The organism is Legionella qingyii (assembly GCF_003184185.1).
Window position 1 is genome coordinate 173,067 of the sequence record NZ_QHJG01000002.1, and the last position, 20,068, is coordinate 193,134.

The window sequence follows — 20,068 nt, forward strand, 5'->3', positions numbered from 1 at the left end:
AAATGAAAGAGGGAATGATTCAGTCTGATTTAGCGGCTGTTATTCAACCAAGAGTATTATTTAAACCAGGATCTTGGCTCGCTAAGATTGATTTCATTAACCATTTGATTCTTTTTAATAACGTGCTCGTTACGGTTTTATCTGAAAAAGAAGGAGGTAAATCTTCTTTTGGTACTTTGTTGCAAGGCAACTTAGATCAACAGATCAAATCAATTTTTATTACCGTGAAGCCTCCTTGCAATCGAGAAAACATCATTGAGGATATTGCAACTCAGCTGCATCTTAATTGCGATGAACATACTGATATTAGTTCTTTAGTGGCACAAATAAACGAACGTAAAGCACATGTGTTGATACTGATTGATGATGCGCAACATTTGCCAGAGTCTTTTATCAAGGAAGCAATGCTAGCAATAAAGAGCCAGGAGAATTTCAGTTTTTTCCATCTTTGTTTAATATCTGACTATTCAATCGTTGCAACGCTTAATAATTTAGTCGCTTCTTTTTTTGAGAATTTAGTCCACACTATTGAATTGGGCTCATTGAATGAAAGCGAAACAAGGACTTATGTATTACAACGTGCTATGGCTACACATTTGATCAGTAAACCATTAACTGATACACAGTTTAAGCAGTTTTATCAATTAACAAAAGGGAATCTAGCAAAGATTAACAGCAATCTAGAGGCATTTGTATTTAAGTGCGCCACCCAAAAGAAAAAAGAACCCTTAAAACTGGTTAAAAAAGCAAGCCTTGCTGCGAGTGTGGCATTTATTGCGGGGCTTGTGGGATTTTATTTTGCTCAAAACTATGATCTTTCATCATTTTATCATTCAATAACTGGTTCTAACCAAAATAGAAATGTAAGAGATCTAGCAATAAAACAACAGGCACAACCTGAAGTACTTGAGAGCCAAATTGCTTCTTGGCAAGATTCTTCAACGCGACAGTTAGTATACTCTTCCTTACCCAAAAAACAGATTTTAGATGATATTAACGATGAGATGCTCAATGATCCTCCTGTAGCAATTATTGATAAGGTCGTTGTGATTCCTAAATTGCAAATGCAGAGCCTTGCAAAACAAGAGGCCAGAATTCCTGAGTCTGAGTTTCAACGTGAAAACCCAGAGTCAGATCTCAAGCGTGAATCAAAATTAGTTGAAATTCCAGCAACAAAACAGAATAAAGATAAGAAAGATCAATCTTCAAGTAATAATACAACTATCAACTTGTATACCATACAAGTCGCTGCGAGCCATAATAAAAAAGATATAGAACGTTTTCAGCAGAATAATAAGTTACTTGCCGAAAATGCTAAAATAAGACATTTTACCAATGCTAAAGGTGTTTGGTATGTGCTGACGGTGGGGGAATATAAAAACAGGGCTGAAGCACAACGTAGCATAGGTAAGTTACCAACAGCTATAACTAAATTAAATCCTTGGGTTAGGCCTGTATCGAGTCTTGGATAAGTTACCTAGGGCTGAACATAAAAAATCATTAGAACTGTAATAAGTGTTTACGCCCTACTCACTGAACGGCTGTATTTGGCACTTCTTCCTCGAAAATCCAACCGTTTCCCAAGATCCAAGCATACTCCCTAAACGGTTACGAATTGTAGCCTGGTTGAAGTACGGGGTAACCCGGGTTACGGCGACTAAAAATTTGCGAGTTATACAGTGCTACAATCTTACTCTCGAATATTCAATGTTTGGGTTATTTGTTCAATACGTTCTTCTGCTGCTTCATAGATTTGTTTAAAGAGATCAAAAAAATCAGTAAAAGACAGTTTCTCTAAGGAGTGGGCTGTTACACCATGAGGAGTACTTACACCTGCTCGTAATTGGGCAAAAGAGCGCCCAGACTTTTTAGCAAGTTCTGCTGCACCAAACACAGATTCCAGGGCGATTTTTTCTGAGAGCTCTTCTGGGATACCTCTACTCATGGCCGCCTTTTGCAACGCTTCGAGAAATAGAAAGACATAAGCCGGAGCACAACCAATCGGGGCTGTAAGTGTGTCAAGCATGGATTCTTGCTCTACCCAAAAAGTGTATCCTACTTCATTAAAAAGAGTTTCAATTAATTGTTTTTTTTCAGATGTTGTGAAGGAGTTAGCAAATAAAGCAGAGGTTCCCTTACAAAATTCAGTTGGAGTATTGGTCATTACACGAATAACCCCCAGATTTTTCTTGTTGAGCCAACGAGTTATATTATCAATGTCTATTACACCTGCCAAAGAAATAATCATAGGTTCTCTTGATTGCATGGCTGGCGCAATTTCCTGACATACTTCCTGCATATATTGAGGTTTTACAGCAAAAATAAGGATCTCCGCGTTTTGAGCCGCTTCAATGTTGGTTTTTGCTGACTGCACGCCCAGTTCCTTAACTAAACGTTCTGATTTACTGGGATCGCGATTACTGAATGTTATTGAACTTGCAGGATATCCACTTTTAATGAGACCACGTGCTAAAGCACTTCCTAAATGACCTGCACCAATGATAGAAATGGTATTAAACTTGAGCATATTGACTTATATTTTAAATTTTATCCAAAAAGTACCAAGATGAAGGGGTGTCTGTCAAGAATAGATTGAGAAAGAGCAAATGAAAAATTACTATTTTACATTGAATATATTGCACATCCTGTTAAACTAAAAAAAGTTAAAAACGCCTATCCTGTCGGTTCTGTCATATCTTTTGTAAAATACTGTTGATAAGGTTAGATAGATAAATTAATTTATCGATTATTATGGATTAAAAATAGAAATGATGGAAACAGTACAGCTACAACAAGAAATCCATTCCAAGTGGCGTGATATAGATGGTTGGAACTATTATTTTTTATTGAAATTTGCTCTTTTATGGGCTGGATATCTAAATTTTCATCCTTTTAATAATCTGGTTTTTTTGGCGTTTTTGTTGTTTCCATTACCTTCAAGACTACTCCATCGTTGTCGTAATTGGATAGCTATTCCAATAGGTCTAGCGGTATTTTACAATGATACCTGGCTACCTGGTTTCAGTACAATTGCGAGTCAGTGGACAAATCTTTTGGCTTTCAACTTCAGCTACCTTATTGACTTATTAAATCGAATTATTAATTGGGAACTGGTGGGAATGGCTTTTGTACTCTTAGTCGCCTACCTGTTTCTTTCTCAGTGGATTCGAATTACTTCGTTTACTGTAATTGCCTTAACTTGGCTAAACATTCTCACACTGACCGCCCCAACCATTAACCTTTCGCCAGTTCAAACCAAGAGCGTTACAAATAACGTTCTAGCTGAGACTGAAGTTAAGACGAGTGGAACAGAGCTCAGCAGTAATTTGCCACCTACCAATGAAAATCTTAATGCGTACTTGAATCAATTTTATGAGCAGCAAAAAAAATTACGTACCTCTTTCCCCAGTTCTCTTGCTACTGATGCACAGACTTTTGACATAATTTTTATTCAGATCTGTTCGTTGGCTTGGGCAGATATAGAGGCCGTGCATTTAAGAGATCATCCTATATGGGGTAAATTTGATATTATGTTTAATGATTTTAATTCGGTTTCATCGTATAGCGGTCCTGCAGCAATACGTTTATTACGTGCAAGCTGCGGCCAGACGCCACATGCGGATCTTTATAAACCAGTTGCTCAAGATTGTTATATTTTAGATAACCTGGCTAAACTTGGTTTTTCTCTGGAGATGGTGCTTGACCATGATGGTTTATTTGATAATTTTCTTAAACAGATACAAGAATATGGTGGCTTAGCTAATGTACCTTTAATGTCACGAGCAGGTATACCCCCTGATGTGCTTTCATTTGATGGAAAACTGCTTTCAGATGATAGTAAATTACAGGAGCGATGGATTAAGCAACGAAATCTCTCAGGTATGAAACGGAATGCTACCTATTTTAATGATATCTCACTCCATGATGGTAATACTTTTGTTGGAGAAAATAAACCGGCACCTTATGAACCGCGAGCAAAAAGATTTTTAGATCAAACGATGAATTTTTTCACTGCATTAGAAAAGTCAGGTCATAAAGTGATGGTAGTTTTTATCCCGGATCAAGGAGATAATCTTGTTGGTGATAAATTACAAATGCCAGGTTTACGTGATATTCCTGGCCCGAGTGTTACTCATGTTCCTGTAGGTATTAAATTTATTGGGATGAAAGCAAAGCCTGCACAAATCCAAATAAATGATCCAAGCAGTTATTTGGCTGTTTCAGAATTAATTGCTCGTTTGATTGATGGAAAAATCTTTAATCAGGATTATGTAAGTTTAGAAACATTAACACAAAACTTGCCAAAGACCCCCTTTGTTTCATCCAATCAAGGCGTAACTGTGATGAAATATCAAGATAAATTTTATATTTTATTGAAAGGTGAAAGTAACTGGGTACCTTATCCTTAGCAATTACTAATTAACCTATTCAAATGAGGAGCAGGGTGAAACGCAACGTAACCTGGGATTGAGCGGTTTCTTCATTTTTAAAACCCGAGTAACATTTCACCAGCTAACAATTAAAGGTATATCATCTAAAGTTGGAGTAGGGTATTAGTGGGACAATAGGCATGTCCATGTCACCTTGCCAACCTTCGAATGAGTAACGAAGAAAGAGAGAGAGATGGCTAGGCGTATAATCTGTTGATTGTTGGATATCTACCAGTCCCCCTATAATAAAATGCGAACCTAGCCGACGTTCTATTAATGCGTGGTATGAGTAACCGTAACCTACGCTAGGCCCACCAGTTTGAATGGAGTTTTGTGTAGTGTCAAAATTTGGAATAAGGTTGGGTAGTGGATATGAAACAAGATCTTGGGTTACCGCACGTGACCAGGTTACTGTGCCTCCTAACTCATAAGACCAGTTTGCGACTCGTCGTCGATAATTAATTGGGACTGTAAATGATAAAAAAAAGTCAGGGCTATAATATCCGCCTTGTCCAATATTAAAGCCGTATAGATTCTTATCATAGTGCCAGACCATATTTGTAAGTCCGATGATAAAACGGCGATTATCTTCATTGATTATTTTATAATAATAACCATCCAATAAAAGAATACGGGTATTAGACTCAACATTTTTCCCAGTTAATTCACTACCAATGATATTTGCCCAGAAACCATTTGCTTCGCCCCGATCATAACTGAGCGATAAAGTAAGTCCCGTAGCAACAACCCCGCCCCATGCAATTCCTGTATTTGGATCAACTGCTCCTGCAAAAGAAAGTAGCGTGTTAGTCATTGGGCGTTGTGATGCCGTAATCGTCCAGCCAATATGTCGTATTTCACCGCTATAATTGATACCCCCAATCCAATTTCCCACAGGAAATCCTATAGGTGTTTCGCCAATATCAAATCCCCAAGTTGGATTTTGCCATCCTCCGTCCCAGCCAATACCCTTAGCTCGTTGTGCGATGCCAGTAGTGCATCCATTAATCGCACAAGTGCCAAAATCATCAAAATAAACTCCATTGACTGTAGTAAAACTTCCTGCACTTAAATTGACTCTATCAGCTCTTAAAAATGCACGACCGTTGGCATAACCCCAATCTGCTTGAGCTATGGTATCTTCGGCACGCAATTCGGAGGTCCCAGCTGTACCTGCCAATCGCCAATAATCTTCGTCTACAGTAATGCGTGTTTCTTGCTGCTGATAAAGTAGGGCTGACTCAGAACGGATGCTGCGTTTTAGCCAATCATCCTCTACATGATTACGGGTCAGCCAAGTATAATAGTCGTTGCTGGCAGGCCATATTGATGTTATCTTGCTTTGGAGCATGGATCTTTTGTAATCTTCTTGTGCTAATTTTGGTATTCTAAGTTGTGTTTCCAAGCGGGCTGCATCACGCATGATCAGCGCACTATCTTGGCTGGGTGCCGCATGAATGCTTTCTTTTTTGATTTGGTTAAACATAGCTAATGCTTTTTGAGGCTCCCCTACAGCATTCCAAGCATTTGCTATTTTTCTTTGCATGTTGGGATTGAACCTTAATTCCATTTCTCGTAAATGTTCTAGCAATTGGCGTGCTTCACTCTTTTTTCCTAGAGCGATTAGTGACTCTATAACCCCGAGATTTGCATCAGCATTAAGTGGTTCATGAATTTTCACATCTTGATAATAGTCTAGTGCTTTTACAAATTTACCATCCAATAAAGCCCAATCTGCTAAAGTGAGTTTAATGGGAGTGATTTGCTTTTGACTCATTAAATAAGCTTCTGCACCTTGTATATTGCCGCTATCTCGCAACTGCTGTGCATGTTGTAAAATCAATTCAGTAGATATCCGTTCTGCCAACTGATGCATGCCTACATTCCATTGTTTTTGTGGAATGGTATGAAGATGAGCCAATGCTTTTTGCAACTGATCAGTGCTCGATAAATAAAGTGCATAAGCATATACTTGAACCGGATTCATTTTTTGTTTTGCTATCAATCGTTGAAACAACTCATCTGCTTTTTTGGATTGACCTATATGGTTCAACGCTAAGGCTAAATGATAAGTTAACCAAACATCATCTGGAGCAATTTTTAGTGCTTGGGTGTACCTCTCTATTGCTTTTATCCATTTGTTTGTTTTTTCAAGTTGTTCTGCTTGTTCTTGGAACGAAGAACTCTCCAAACTGAGCATTGCGTCTTTAAATTTTAATTTTAGATCTTCGGGTAAACTATTTAGGTAATTTAATGCCTTTTGTAATGATTGACGTTTGTAGATGCCAAGTAGCCCATAGATTGCACTACTTTTGCCTGGGCTAACGAGTAAAGCTTGTTTAAATGCTTTTTCTGAATCGACAAAATTCTTTCGGGCAAAACCTACTTCACCTACTCCTACCCAAGCATCATAATTCGTCTTATCAAGTAGGAGTGCTTGCTGATATCTTTTTTCAGCCAAATCCATATTACCCGATTGAAATGCGATTTCTCCACTAGAAACCCATAAATCTGAAAGGGTTTCTTTGAGGGCATAGGACCAATTATCTTGATTGTTACTACTCGAATAAACTTGATGTTCATTCAAATAATTATATATTTCTTGCAGGTGATTGAACGCATTTTGGCGTTGCGCTGGAATTCTGGATAAGATGCGCCAATATTCAGCACTTAATTCAGGAGTGGGAAAAACCCCATGAAATAGCGCATCGTATTGAGTTTTAGCCAAATCGAGATGCCCAGACATCGCCATTACTCTTGCTCGCTGAAGTTTTTGCTTTGTATCTTCTTCAGTTAGAAATAAGCTCATTTGAGCCTGTTTGTAATCCATTGAATTAGGTGCCTTCTGCCTTAATAGTTCAAGCAGCTCTTCTGCGAGAATTAGGTTTTTTTGCCGTATAGCTAGTCTAATTCGCGCTGCAAGAACATCAGGGTCATTAGGGGCGATCAATTGTAAGCGATTTAGCGAATTCTTCACAAAATCATCACGATAATAGGTTTCACCCCAAATCACCTGATTCAATAGAAATTGTTTCGGATTAATATCAACAGCATGCGCTTTTAAAACGATTATGCTAAACAAACATAGAGCGAATCTTGCTATAAGCATTAACTAATCCATTGATTCTGTCTAAATAGTTCTTTAGCGCTTTCAACTCCAGGTTGATCAAATGAATTGATATTCCAAATAACACCCTGGACAAAAATTTTATGTTCATATAAGGCAATTAATGAGCCAAGAGTTCGTGGAGAGCAATCGTTCATGCTGAGAAGATTTACAGGAATTTCCCCTGGAATGTAACTGTGAGGATTCTCACTATGATTTCCACCTTTTATTAAGACTTCCTTGTGAGCATGACATATTTTATTAATTACACTATCATCGAAACTACGAAGATAAATTAAATCAGCCGCTATTTTATTAGTTCCTTGACACAATAGCTGGTAGTAACTGTGTTGTGCATGATTACCCAAGCCTCCCCAGATAATGGGGCCAGTTGCATATTCTACTCTACGACCCTGCTTGTTTATTGATTTTCCATTACTTTCCATATCAAGTTGTTGAAGATAAGGAACAAAATATTGTAAGTCTTGGGAGTAAGTCATAACTAACAAGTTATGAATGTTTAAAAAATTAATGTCCCATATTCCTAATAAAGCCAAAAGAACCGGTAAATTTTTATTAAAATGCTCGGTGCAGAAATGCATATCCATATGGTATGCCCCATCAAGGATTTCTGAAAAATGTTCAAAACCGATGGCAATACAGGAAATTAAATTAATTGCCGAGCAGAAGGAATAGCGTCCTCCAACCCAATCCCATATAGGAAGAATAGTTTCAAACCCCATTTCTTCTGCTTTCTTAACATTTGCAGTGATTGCGATAAAATGTTGATTAAAATGTTGTTTCTGATTGATCCACGATAAGGCATTTTGGAAATGAGATAAGGTTTCCGGTGTAGTAAATGACTTCGAGGAAATAATAAATAGCGTGGTTTCGGGATTTAGTTTTTTAGTCACGCGTGGAAATGCGTTTGGATCTAAATCGGAAATAAAATGAAAGTCTAATTTGTCCGTTACTATATCACTTAATGCATTGATACAAAATAAGGGGCCAAGCATAGAGCCGCCTATTCCTATATTAATTACATCAGTAATAGGCTTACCAGAATAACCAAGCCACTCCCCATTTCGAATTTTTGTGGAAATAAGCTTCATCGAGTTACGAACATTGACTATATCAGTAATAATATTCTTCTCATTTACTAATAAGACTTTATTGTCAGGGGCACGAAGAGCTGTATGTAAGGCTGGCCTATTTTCGGTATTATTAATAGGCTTTCCACTCATCATGGCATTAATGTTCTCATGCAGATTACATTCATTAGCAAGTTCAATAAGTGAATCCATGATCTGGGCATTAACGTGTTGTCCACTGTAGTCCAGAGTAATGTTGTCACTAGATATAGAGAAAATTTTTGCTTCTGGATTTTGACTATTGTATGTTTTGGCCAATTTTTCGAGTTTTTTCCAGGAGTTCATTTTCGTAAGTTGTTCCATATACATTCTCAATCTAAATTATTTAAGTTAAAAGCCACTCGGAAAAATTTTTTCCCTCAGTAGGGTGCTCTTTTCCTAAGTCTACATTCGCTTTAAGAAAACCGAGGACATTTCCACAATCATATCGTTTTCCTTCATAAGGTAATGCTAAAACAGTTTCCTTCTTTACTAACCCATTAATTGCATCAGTTAATTGAATTTCTTTATGGTCCATACGTGGCAACATTCTAATTTGCTCGAAAATACCCGGAGTTAGAACATAACGGCCAACGATTGCAATATTTGATGCAGCAAGGTGGGGTTTAGGTTTTTCCTCCAGATGGTGTATGCTCAAAAGGCCTTGTTCCCAAGGCGCGCCTTGAATAATACCATAGCACTCTGTTAATTCTTGAGGAACATTTTCTACCGCGATAATACTATGCCCATACCGCTCATGCATTTGGGTTAATTGTTGGATAACAGGTGGTGTATTTGTCATTAAGTCATCAGCAAGAATTACAGCAAATGCTTCATTGCAAACGATTTGTTCAACACATAAAACGGCATGTCCCAGACCAAGGGGCCTTGCCTGTCGTACATAAAAACATTCCATGTCATCAGGTGTTACTGATTTAACTATAGATAAAAGTTCATTTTTATGATGAAGTTCTAATTCATTTTCAAGCTGATAGGCAAGATCAAAATGATCTTCAATGGCACGTTTATTATGACATGTGACAAAAATCATTTGGCGTATGCCGGCAGCATAAGCTTCTTCAACCGCATATTGAATCAAAGGTTTGTTGACTACAGTTAACATTTCTTTGGGGGCTGCTTTCGTTGCGGGTAAAAATCGAGTCCCTAAACCAGCTACTGGAAATACCGCTTTACGTATTCGTGGAAATGTTGCATTCATTGCTAATCTATCCATTTAGTAACAATTAATATAAATTGTGCAGCAAATATTTGAGTATGCACTTAAAATTTTTTGATTTATATAGTTTTTTATCAAATTTTTGGTAAAAGGTAGAGTAAATTTCAGCAAGGGTTGTTGTCAATGTATTCTTTAGATTGGTCCTATGTTAATGGACTACCAAAGTCCACTTCGTATTTTAAATGTACCCCAGAAGATTTTCAGGTGAATGAATTTTTTGATAGTCCATTTTCTGGAGAAGGCGAACATATTGTCCTGAAAATAGAAAAAACAGGCTTAACCACTATGGAGGTGGTTAAGTCATTGGCAAAATTAGTACATAAGCCAGAAAAATCTATTGGCTATGCGGGGTTAAAAGACAGACAAGCACTGACTACCCAATGGTTGAGTATTCATGCTCCGGGGGAGCAGATTCCAGAAATTGCACAGCTTGCGGCACCTGGCTGGCGCATTTTAGAATGCACGCGCCATTATAAAAAACTGAAACCGGGTTTTTTGACTGGAAATCAGTTTATTGTACGTTTGCGCGAAATCTCTAATCAAGAAGATTTACTCGAACGCATCGAGCGGATAAAAAAGCATGGCGTTCCAAACTATTTTGGAGAACAGCGATTTGGTCGCAATGCAGGCAATATGTTAAAAGCAGAAGAGATGCTTGTCCGTGGTCGTAAAGTGAAAGACCGTTTTTTACGGGGCATGTATTGTTCTGCCGCACGCTCATGGATTTACAATTTGATTTTATCGCATCGTGTTAGAGAACAATGCTGGAATAAACCCCTGCCTGGTGATGTGATGCAACTTCAAGGATCAAACAGTATTTTTGTTATCGATCACGTTGATAATGAATTACTTCAAAGGATTCAAGACAAAGATATCTCTCCCGCGAGTCCTTTACCTGGAAAAAGTAAATACAAAGTCAAAGATGAAGCATTGCAATTGATTAATAAAATTTATCTTGATTGGCAACCCTGGTTAGCAGCTTTGGAGCATTATGGCTTGGATGAGGATTGGCGGGCTAATATTCTGCATGTAAAGCAATTCACCTGCATAATTAAGGATAATTTAGCTGAGTTATCTTTTAGTTTGCCTGCTGGAGCATATGCCACAGCAATATTACGTGAGTTAACTCTTTATCAGAATGGATAATCCATCTGATGTATGATGTTGAGATTTTTCTTTGATTTGGCTCTTACAGCAGGATTTGCTTATTTACTTTCTCATAGTATTTCATTCAATCGAACTATACTTTGATTAATAGAGTGATAGATAGGATGAATATTTAATGGGAAAAGAGGAATTACTCAAAGCTGCAATTAGACAGGGAAATTTGGTTCAATTCGCAAAGCTCATGTCCAGCGTATATGAAGAAAATTTTCTAATGACAGATGAAAACGGTAATACACTTGCGCATCTGGCTGCAATATATGATCAACCTGAAATTCTGAAAGTGCTTCTGAGTAAAGCAGAAGAATTTAATAGTTCAATACTTGAAATTACCAATGACAATGGATTTACCCCTTTAGAGTGCTGTTACTTGTATTCATCATTAAAGACGCTGTCATTATTAGAATCTAATCCTCAATTAAGTGCCTCTACGAAGCTGGTTATCTCAAAACAGTATGATAGATTGAAGGGCTTGCCCCCAAATGGTTTGCGTAGAGAAGGACTCGAAAAAATTGCCCTGGTTGCGAGTGCCTTAGGTGACGTTACGGCATTGCAGATTATTTTAAATATTACAAGAAATAAAGAAAATTTACTTCATTATCAAACCAAAGATGGCTGGTCTGGAGTTCATTTCGCCGCATTGAATGATCGATTGGATGCAATTAAATTATTTCCAGAAGAATTTGCCGCAAAAGTTAGAGATAATTATGGCAATACTCCCTTAATGGTTGCTGCTGGAAGGGGAAATTTAAAAATTATTGAGTACCTACTTGAAAATGGGGTGGACCTGCATCTAAAAAATAATCAAGGGGAAGCGGCGATTATTTTTGCTGCTGAAAATGGACATTTAAATGCACTTAAGTTTTTAGAAGAAAAAGGTGCAGACCTGACAATAGTGAATGATAATGGTGAAAACGCTTTGCTCGTGGCTGCACGCCAGGGACATGTAGCGTGTGTTTCATATCTGTTGGAGCGTGGTCTATCTGTAGATTTGCAAAACAATCAAGGAAAATCAGCTTTTCAACTTGCTTTAGAGGCGTCTCAACTTGAGATCGCTGATTTATTAGTGGCCCGTAGTACTTCAAATGAAAAAGACTATGCTTTGATTGATGCCGTAAATAGAGGAGATTTAGTAGCGGTACAATGGTTGATGGAACATGGCGCTTCTTTAGCAGCGATGGATAAATTTCAAATGACTCCTCTGCTATTAGCGGCACAATTGGGTAATATAAAATTATTTGATTATTTTCTTAGTTTAGATCCTTCACTTATTCATGATAAGGATGGCGAGGGTGATAACGTATTGTTTGTGGCAATAAAAAACCGACAGGTTTTTGTTGTGGAGCATTTAATTGCTAAAGATCTTTTTCCGCTGGAAGATAGAAATTCACAAGGAAAAACTCCGTTATTAGTAGCCGCAGAAATTAACTCCGAAATACTTGTTGAACTCTTGCATCGAAATGGGGGTTCATTAGAGGTACAAGATCGAGAAGGAAATACCGCGCTTCATTTGTTGTTCGCCAAGGGGTATTGGGGAAATGCTACGGGGTACCTTTATACTCATAGCCCTAATTTGATCTTGAAAAAAAATAATAAAGGAGAACCACCCTTACATACAGCGATTTTAAATAAGCACAATGAAGAAATAGAGCACATCATGGGTTTGGTTCGTGAGGAACCTGAAAAAAAAGCTCAGTTGGTTGAGCTAAGAGACGCTAAGGGCAATACTGCCTTATTGTCGGCTGTCGAATCTCATAATCTGGAGGCTATACCAATATTGAGGAAAGCGGGAGCTAATTTCTTAGCCAAAAACGATAAAGATCAATCGGTTATTACCATAACTGCCTTGAATACCTTTCCCCAGGAAATACTTAAACTTTTGTTTGATGCTCATCAACTTGATTATAGAGAATATTATGCCAGGCGAAGACTTTACTTTATATTCGGTGGAGAAAAGTTGAATGAGGTTCTTAAATTTCCTAACGCGGATGTCAAGTTTGGTTCCGGTTTATTCGATGAAGGGGTTCAGGTACTTGATGAGTATTTAAATGACTTTATTCGGGAAAAACATCCAGAATATGCTTCACAATTCGAACCTTTATTGGCTGCGTTAAATCAACTTCAATCTGATACCACAGTTGAGGATATATTAAGTCGTTTAGATAGAGAAGGTATGGCTTTTCAGGCAACGGGTTTTACTGGTCATGGTGTTCTTGCCACATTGAAAAATATGTCAGATGAACATATGAAACTCTCGCTTGCTGAGCGAGGTGCTCGGGTAGGTGGCGCTCCTTTTTTAAATGATGAAAACAAAAAATTTGCAGCGGTTCGCTCCGTTATTGTTCCTAAAGAAAAACGTCAGCAAGTGATAGAGCTTTTATATCAAGCAAAAAATTCATCTCAGGCAATAGGCGTGGATATCCTGTTTAACCAAATACCAGAATTTGTCGGTGAACCCTATCAGTTCTCATCTATTTATCAAAAAAAATTTATGGATATATGTTTTTATAGTAATCCCAAAACAGGTTTATATGAACAATTCATTGATATTCTAGGCGATGAGAAGGGAAAGGCCTTTTACAAGGAATTTGAACTCTATATGCGAGAACAAGAGTTAGAGCAATATAAAAAACTCCACAAACAAACTCATCCAGGGGAAAGCGTACAAGAAAATCTAATCATTGTTAAAGCAGAGGAGCTCATTGAAAAAAGGAGGGAGTCAATTCATGCTTCATTAACTCACTTAAAGTGATGCCAGTGGGTTGTAGCTTGAGTAAAAATGCATATCGTAACTCGAGAAATCGAACGGTAAATTACTGTTTCGCTTTGCAGAACACAGACTGCAATGAATTGAAATGTAACATCATAGATAAAATTGCTTTTTTTCTCAAAGAGGGCTATGTTTGAGGAGGGATCGGTGTTACCTCGATTGCTGTGGGCCTGACTTGGGTGCACTCTTATTTGGATAGCAAAGCATTAGCCAATTGGTGCATGAGCTATGATTTTGGAAATACAAAATGAGTAATGTCCTGTATTTACTTTTGTCTCATAATACATATAAAAAAGTTGAAAAAACTTACCATCATTTTCGGCGACATCAAACTTCATTTTTTACTACAACATTCATTATTTTATCCCAATTAATAGGCTGGACTTTTTTAAGACTGGAATCACGCAGTTGGCAAATGGTACTTAAGAATCATCACTATTTTTTTCCACATATCTCAAGGAAATATCCTCGTCCCGGAGACATGTTTCGTTATTTAATTCAAAGCCTATGGTTTATTTTGTTCTTTCCTGAATCAAGTAGAAGAACGTTTTATGGTACAAATACTTTTTTGAAAAGAATCCTTGCTTATTACTATTCCTGGATAGAACAATTACCTTCAAAGATTATAGCCAGTAAAGTAGCGAAGCAAACTATAAAACATTTTGGACAAGTAAATAATGTTGTACGCCGTGCAGTGTTTATTATATTAAGTATTTTTTCAGCCATATTGTTATTAATTTGTATTACTCAACCATTTGCGCCGGTAGCACAATTTATTTTCGTAGTGCTCCTCTGGGTAATGGCTATGAGCATTCGTAAAATTCCTGGTCGTGTCAGTACTGTTATGCTAGTGGTTCTTTCTGTGATTGTTTCATGTCGTTATTTGTGGTGGAGATACGCATATACGTTGGTCTGGGATGATACCGCAAGTGTTGTATTTGGGAGCTTACTTATCTTTGCTGAAACATATATTTGGCTAGTGATGGTATTGGGATATTTTCAAAGTCTTTGGCCATTACAGCGTCAGCCTGTACCATTGCCCGTTGATCCTTCTACATGGCCCACGGTAGATATTTTGTTCGCAACTTATAATGAAGATTTAAGTATCCTTAAACCTGGGATATATTCTGCTTTGGGTGTGGATTGGCCAAAAGAAAAACTTAATATATATATTCTGGATGATGGTAATCGTCCCGAATTTAAAGCATTTGCTGAGGAGGTCGGTGTACATTATATAGCGCGTCCTAACCATGAGCATGCAAAAGCTGGAAATATCAACTATGCTCTGAAGCAGACAAATGGTGAGTTAGTGGCAATTTTTGATTGCGACTATGTGATTTCCAATCCTTTTTTGCTATTGACTGTAGGTTGGTTTTTAAAAGACCCTAATCTTGCTATCTTACAAACTCCACATCACTTTTTCTCACCAGATCCTTTTGAGCGCAATTTGAAATCTTTTCGGAAAACACCCAATGAAAGTGCCTTATTCTATGGTGTAGTTCAAGATGGAAATGATACCTGGAATGCAACTTACTTTTGTGGTTCGAGCGGTATTTTGCGCCGTTCTGCATTGGAAAAAATTGGTGGTCTGGCGGTAGAAAGCGTTACCGAAGATGCTCATACCTCATTACGACTGCAACGTCTCGGTTATAATTCTGCTTACATTCGAATTCCATTAGCAGCAGGCCTGGCAACTGAGAGCCTTGCGAGCCATGTGGGTCAACGTATTCGATGGGCCCGTGGTATGATACAGATTTTGCGTATGGATAATCCCTTGTTGGGTAAAGGCTTAACCTTTGGCCAACGACTTTGCTATTTTAATTCAATGTTGCATTTTCTTTCTGGGCTACCTCGCTTAATCTTTTTCATCACCCCTGCGGCATTTTTAATTTTGAATGCTTATGTAGTTTATGCATCTGGAGTGATGATATTACTTTATGCCATACCTCATATTGTTCATGCAGTAGTGACGAATAACCAAATTCAAGGACGGTTCCGTCATTTCCTATGGAATGAAATCTATGAAACAGTGATGGCCTGGTATATTGCGGTCCCTACGACTATGGCTTTAATCAATCCACATAAGGGTCGATTTAACGTCACACCTAAAGGAGATGTTACTCCAGAAACACATGTAGATTGGATGACCGCACGACCTTATATCATATTATTATGCATTAATATTGCTGGCTTAATCGCAGTAGGCTTTCGTTTGACATTTGATCCAGCGGCAACAATTTTAGCTGTTCTTATAACTGCAACCTGGTCTTTATATAATATAGCTATTCTTGGAGGGGCTCTTGGAGTAAGCATTGAAGCAAGGCAAAGACGTAAAGCACCTCGTGTAACTTTTGTTATGCCTGCAGCGATCAGGCGATCGGATGGTCAAGTATTTCAATGCACTTTGAGGGATTATTCTGATAAAGGGGTGGGGATACAAATGGAGCATGAGGATTTGCTGGGTGCAGGAGAGGGGGTAAGCCTTCTACTTAAACACAAAGACGATGAATTTGCTTTCCCTGGAACCATTGCCTACACATTTCATCGCAAGGCAGGCATTCGATTGTATGAGTTATCTCTGAGGCAAAATATTGACTTTATCCAATGTACTTTCGCGCGAGCGGATATTTGGTTATTGTGGCACGAAGGGTTTAGCCAGGATAATCCTCTTAAAAGCATGCAAGATGTAGTTACTCTGGACTTGCGTGGTTATTACGATATCATAGAATATACACCACAAAGAATTCGAAAAATACTCTTATGGTTTACCAATGCTATTATTTGGATGGGGACATTTCTTCCACATAAGCCTCAATTAAAGAGTAATCTGTAATCATGGATTATCTGAATTGAAATAAAATTTAAAAACTAATGGATGAGATAATGATAAGAAGAGTAATCTGGATTATATTGCTGGCCTTGGGGGGCGCGAACGTTGGATTATATGCTGCTCCTTATATTTCAGCAAATCCCGCTCCTACAAAGCCTGTATTATCTACTCCTGCCAATGTTCCAACACGAAAAGTTCAGTTGTATTTTAATGATTTAAATCAGCAGCAGGGGAACTTTACTTTAGGTAGCTTCTCTACAGGCAGAAATATCGACTTCAGTATACGCAAAGATGAACTGGTATTTCAGGCGGTATTGCATCTCCAGTTTACACCATCACCAGCACTGATTCCTTTACTGTCACAACTTAAAATTTATGTAAATGATCAATTGGTTGATGTTATCGCAATTACTGCCGAACAATTAGGTAAATTAAATTCTATAGATGTGTCCATTGATCCTCGTTTTATCAATGATTTCAATCGTCTCCGACTGGAATTCATTGGTCATTACAATGCTATTTGTGAAAATCCGGCACACAACTCAATATGGATTGATATTGATAAACTTAGCTACCTTGAGTTAAATTTTCAGACGTTACTGTTGAAAAATGATCTTTCACATTTTCCTGAGCCTTTCTTCGATCCTCTTGATAATAATCAATTAAATCTACCCATAATATTTGCTGGTCAACCTGATTTAATGCAACAGCGAGCTGCAGCAATTTTAACTTCTTGGTTTGGTAGCAAAGCCTTATGGCGTGGTTCATTCTTTCCTGTTTTAAATAATCAATTACCAGTAAGTCATGCTGTAGTATTTGCTACCAATTCACAAAGACCAGATTTCTTGAAAAATTATAAAACTGTAGAGGCGCCTACAGTCGAAATGATCAGTCATCCTAATAACCCCTATATCAAATTATTGTTGATTTTGGGACGTGATGATCAGGATTTATTGACTGCCGTTTACGGTATCGCACAAGGTAATGTTCTTTTCCGAGGACCAAGTGTCAAAATCGAAAACGTAAAAATGTTAGAGATCCGAAAACCCTATGATGCCCCAAATTGGGTTCCTACAGATAAGCCAGTGCCTTTTGAGAAATTAGTAGAAATTGAGGGGCAACTACAAACAAAAGGATATACTCCTTATCCAGTCTCACTCAGATTTAATGTACCTCCTGATTTGTATTTTAATCAAAGCAGGGGTATTGATTTACGGTTAAAATACCGTTATTCATTACCGCCAGTTGCCAGTATGTCACAACTGGATGTTAGTCTGAATAATTCTTTTGTGAAAAGCTATAAGTTGGAGCCTAAGGGAGAGCACACTCTTACAGAAAATATAGCTGTAACAAGTAAAAATCTATATATTCCAGCAAAATTAGGAGTACATAATCAATTTACTTTTGACTTTGCATATGGAACACAGATTGCTGGAGGAATGCAAAATGAACAGTGCATTACCTATCAGGTAATAAATAATTTGGGAGTTATTGATGGTTCTTCAACTTTAAATTTATCCAATTATTCTCATTTTATTACGATGCCCAATTTAAAAGCATTTATAAGCGCTGGTTTTCCTTTTAGTATTCTGGCTGATCTATCGCAAACAATTGTGTACATTGATCCTCGATCACCAGCTGAAGCGGTGACTACCTTACTTAATGTTGCAGGTAATATTGGTGCAGAAACAGGTTATCCTGTTTTGGCGATGACTTTGACAGATGACTGGTCTCGGGTGAAAAATAAAGATGCGGATCTGTTGATTATTGGTGTACTGCCTAAAGAGCTTGATGATAATAATGATCTCAATCTATTGATCAATAAAACTCAAGATTGGATTAAAAAACCGTTAAATAGAAATGCTTTGCCGGATACACATCGAGTGACTGCTTTCACCGCGGCTGAGAGTAAAACTACTGTTAGTGCAATGGGTTCTGTAGGAGCTATTCTCGGTATTCAATCACCCTATTATGAAAAACGCAGCATTATTGCTTTATTAGCGGAAAACCAACAAGGTTTTAGCCTACTCAATAGAGCATTAACCAATAAAAAAAATGTAGACAAGATCTTTGGTTCGGTAGCGGTGATCCGTGATTCTGGTATTAGCAGCTTACGGGTGGGGAATACTTATCAAATAGGAAATTTACCATTTTGGGAGCGCTTTTGGTACTCGTTGCAAAAGCATCCAATTTCTTTAGCCCTCATATCTCTTTTGGCAGCTTTCATAGTTACATTTTTGGTTTGGAATGGTTTATTACGAATAAGTAAGCGTCGTTTAAATAGTTCACAACAGGATAAAACGTGATTTTAAAATTAAGAAATAAGAAATTCTTGTCTGGTTTTATCTTATTTGCATTAAGTACTGGTAAGGTCGTGGCCAGTACACAATGGCCAATGTGGGAGAAATTTAAGCAGTATTACATCAGTATGGACGGACGAGTCATTGATCCACAGCTTCCGGAAAGAAAGACAACTTCAGAGGGGCAAAGTTATGGATTATTCTTTGCCTTGGTTGCTGATGATCAACCTATGTTTGATAAATTATTACATTGGACTGAAAATAATCTTGCTGAAGGTGATTTGAGGAAACGCTTACCTGCATGGGCATGGGGACAAAATGCCAAAAAAGAATGGGCTGTTTTAGATAGTAATTCTGCAGCGGATGCTGATCTATGGATTGCGTATGATTTACTTGAAGCAGGGCGCTTGTGGAAAAACAAACGCTATGATTCTCTGGGCAAAATGCTTCTTCAGCGTATTCTCAAAGAAGAAATCATTCAAATTCCGAAACTTGGACTTATGTTACTTCCTGGTAAATTCGGGTTTAATTTTAAAAATACCTGGCGCTTTAACCCCAGTTATTTGCCCCCGCAGTTGTTTGCTCGATTTGCCGCACTGAACCGCAAATGGAATATACTAGAGCGCAATAGCAGGCGTTTGCTGTTAGAAACTTCTCCAAAGGGTTTTGCTCCAGATTGGGTGATGTGGAAAAAAAATATGGGTTGGCAGCCTGATTCACAGCGCCCTAACTTAGGCAGTTATGATGCAATTCGCGTGTATCTTTGGATAGGGATGTTAGCCCCTGATGCGCCCCAAGCAGCAGAATTAGTGAAACACTTTCTGCCCATTATTTATCTGACGCAACAATTGGGGTGGGTCCCAGAAAAAATTGATATTGTCAACGGTAAAACACAAGGTAAAGGTCCCATTGGCTTTGCCGCTGCGTTATTGCCTCTATTGGCAAACAATCAATCGGAACTCATAATACAAAGACAACGTATTGATGCAGTGGAATTTACCAATAATGATTATTACGGCTCGGTATTAAGACTTTATGGCGAAGGTTGGGATCAAAATCGATATCGCTTTAACGCTCAAGGGGAGTTGATATTACCATAGA

The 20,068-nt window shown here is 37.9% G+C and carries 11 protein-coding genes; 7 read left to right on the top strand and 4 right to left on the bottom strand.

The annotated features are described in order from the left end of the window. Positions 1 to 2 precede the first annotated feature (2 nt). Positions 3 to 1,472, top strand: a complete 1,470-nt coding sequence (locus DGG96_RS01745; protein ID WP_110141294.1) for an SPOR domain-containing protein — start codon at positions 3 to 5, stop codon at positions 1,470 to 1,472. A 218-nt stretch (positions 1,473 to 1,690) separates the two neighbouring features. On the opposite strand, the gene proC is transcribed toward DGG96_RS01745, so the two are convergent. Then, the gene (proC, locus tag DGG96_RS01750) at positions 1,691 to 2,527 is read right to left on the bottom strand and encodes a pyrroline-5-carboxylate reductase (RefSeq protein ID WP_110141295.1); all 837 of its coding nucleotides are present in this window, start codon (positions 2,525 to 2,527) and stop codon (positions 1,691 to 1,693) included. A gap of 241 nt (positions 2,528 to 2,768) precedes the next feature. Between proC and bcsG the strand changes: the two genes are divergently transcribed. Next, entirely contained in the window at positions 2,769 to 4,409 is a 1,641-nt protein-coding gene (bcsG, locus tag DGG96_RS01755) for a cellulose biosynthesis protein BcsG (protein WP_110141296.1), read from the top strand. 121 nt (positions 4,410 to 4,530) lie between these two features. Here bcsG and bcsC read toward each other — a convergent pair whose 3' ends face one another. From bcsC to galU, 3 genes are read right to left on the bottom strand one after another with little or no spacing between them, the layout of a single operon-like run. Then, positions 4,531 to 7,539 (bottom strand): cellulose synthase complex outer membrane protein BcsC, encoded by a 3,009-nt coding sequence (gene bcsC, locus DGG96_RS01760; protein WP_110141297.1) that lies wholly within the window; start codon positions 7,537 to 7,539, stop codon positions 4,531 to 4,533. Beyond that, entirely contained in the window at positions 7,539 to 8,990 is a 1,452-nt protein-coding gene (gene pgi / locus DGG96_RS01765; RefSeq protein ID WP_110141298.1) for a glucose-6-phosphate isomerase, read from the bottom strand. The genes bcsC and pgi overlap by 1 nt, the downstream gene beginning before the upstream one ends. A 22-nt stretch (positions 8,991 to 9,012) precedes the next feature. Next, positions 9,013 to 9,885: a UTP--glucose-1-phosphate uridylyltransferase GalU gene (galU, locus tag DGG96_RS01770; RefSeq protein WP_110141299.1), complete on the bottom strand. Its 873-nt coding sequence runs from the start codon at positions 9,883 to 9,885 to the stop codon at positions 9,013 to 9,015. Positions 9,886 to 10,026: 141 nt separating this feature from the next. Between galU and truD the strand changes: the two genes are divergently transcribed. The 5 genes from truD (at position 10,027) to bcsZ (ending at position 20,067) form a co-directional block, all read left to right on the top strand. Next, entirely contained in the window at positions 10,027 to 11,049 is a 1,023-nt protein-coding gene (gene truD, locus DGG96_RS01775; RefSeq protein ID WP_110141300.1) for a tRNA pseudouridine(13) synthase TruD, read from the top strand. A 136-nt stretch (positions 11,050 to 11,185) separates the two neighbouring features. Continuing rightward, on the top strand, positions 11,186 to 13,819 hold the full coding sequence (locus DGG96_RS01780; RefSeq protein WP_110141301.1) for an ankyrin repeat domain-containing protein: 2,634 nt from the start codon (positions 11,186 to 11,188) through the stop codon (positions 13,817 to 13,819). 265 nt (positions 13,820 to 14,084) lie between these two features. Beyond that, entirely contained in the window at positions 14,085 to 16,670 is a 2,586-nt protein-coding gene (gene bcsA / locus DGG96_RS01785; RefSeq protein ID WP_110141302.1) for a UDP-forming cellulose synthase catalytic subunit, read from the top strand. Between the two features lie 50 nt (positions 16,671 to 16,720). Next, positions 16,721 to 18,973: a cellulose biosynthesis cyclic di-GMP-binding regulatory protein BcsB gene (gene bcsB / locus DGG96_RS01790; protein WP_110141303.1), complete on the top strand. Its 2,253-nt coding sequence runs from the start codon at positions 16,721 to 16,723 to the stop codon at positions 18,971 to 18,973. After that, positions 18,970 to 20,067 carry a cellulose synthase complex periplasmic endoglucanase BcsZ gene (bcsZ, locus tag DGG96_RS01795; RefSeq protein ID WP_233590463.1) on the top strand — a complete coding sequence of 366 codons (1,098 nt, stop codon included), beginning with the start codon at positions 18,970 to 18,972 and terminating at the stop codon, positions 20,065 to 20,067. Before bcsB ends, bcsZ begins: the two co-directional genes overlap by 4 nt. Position 20,068: the final 1 nt, after the last annotated feature.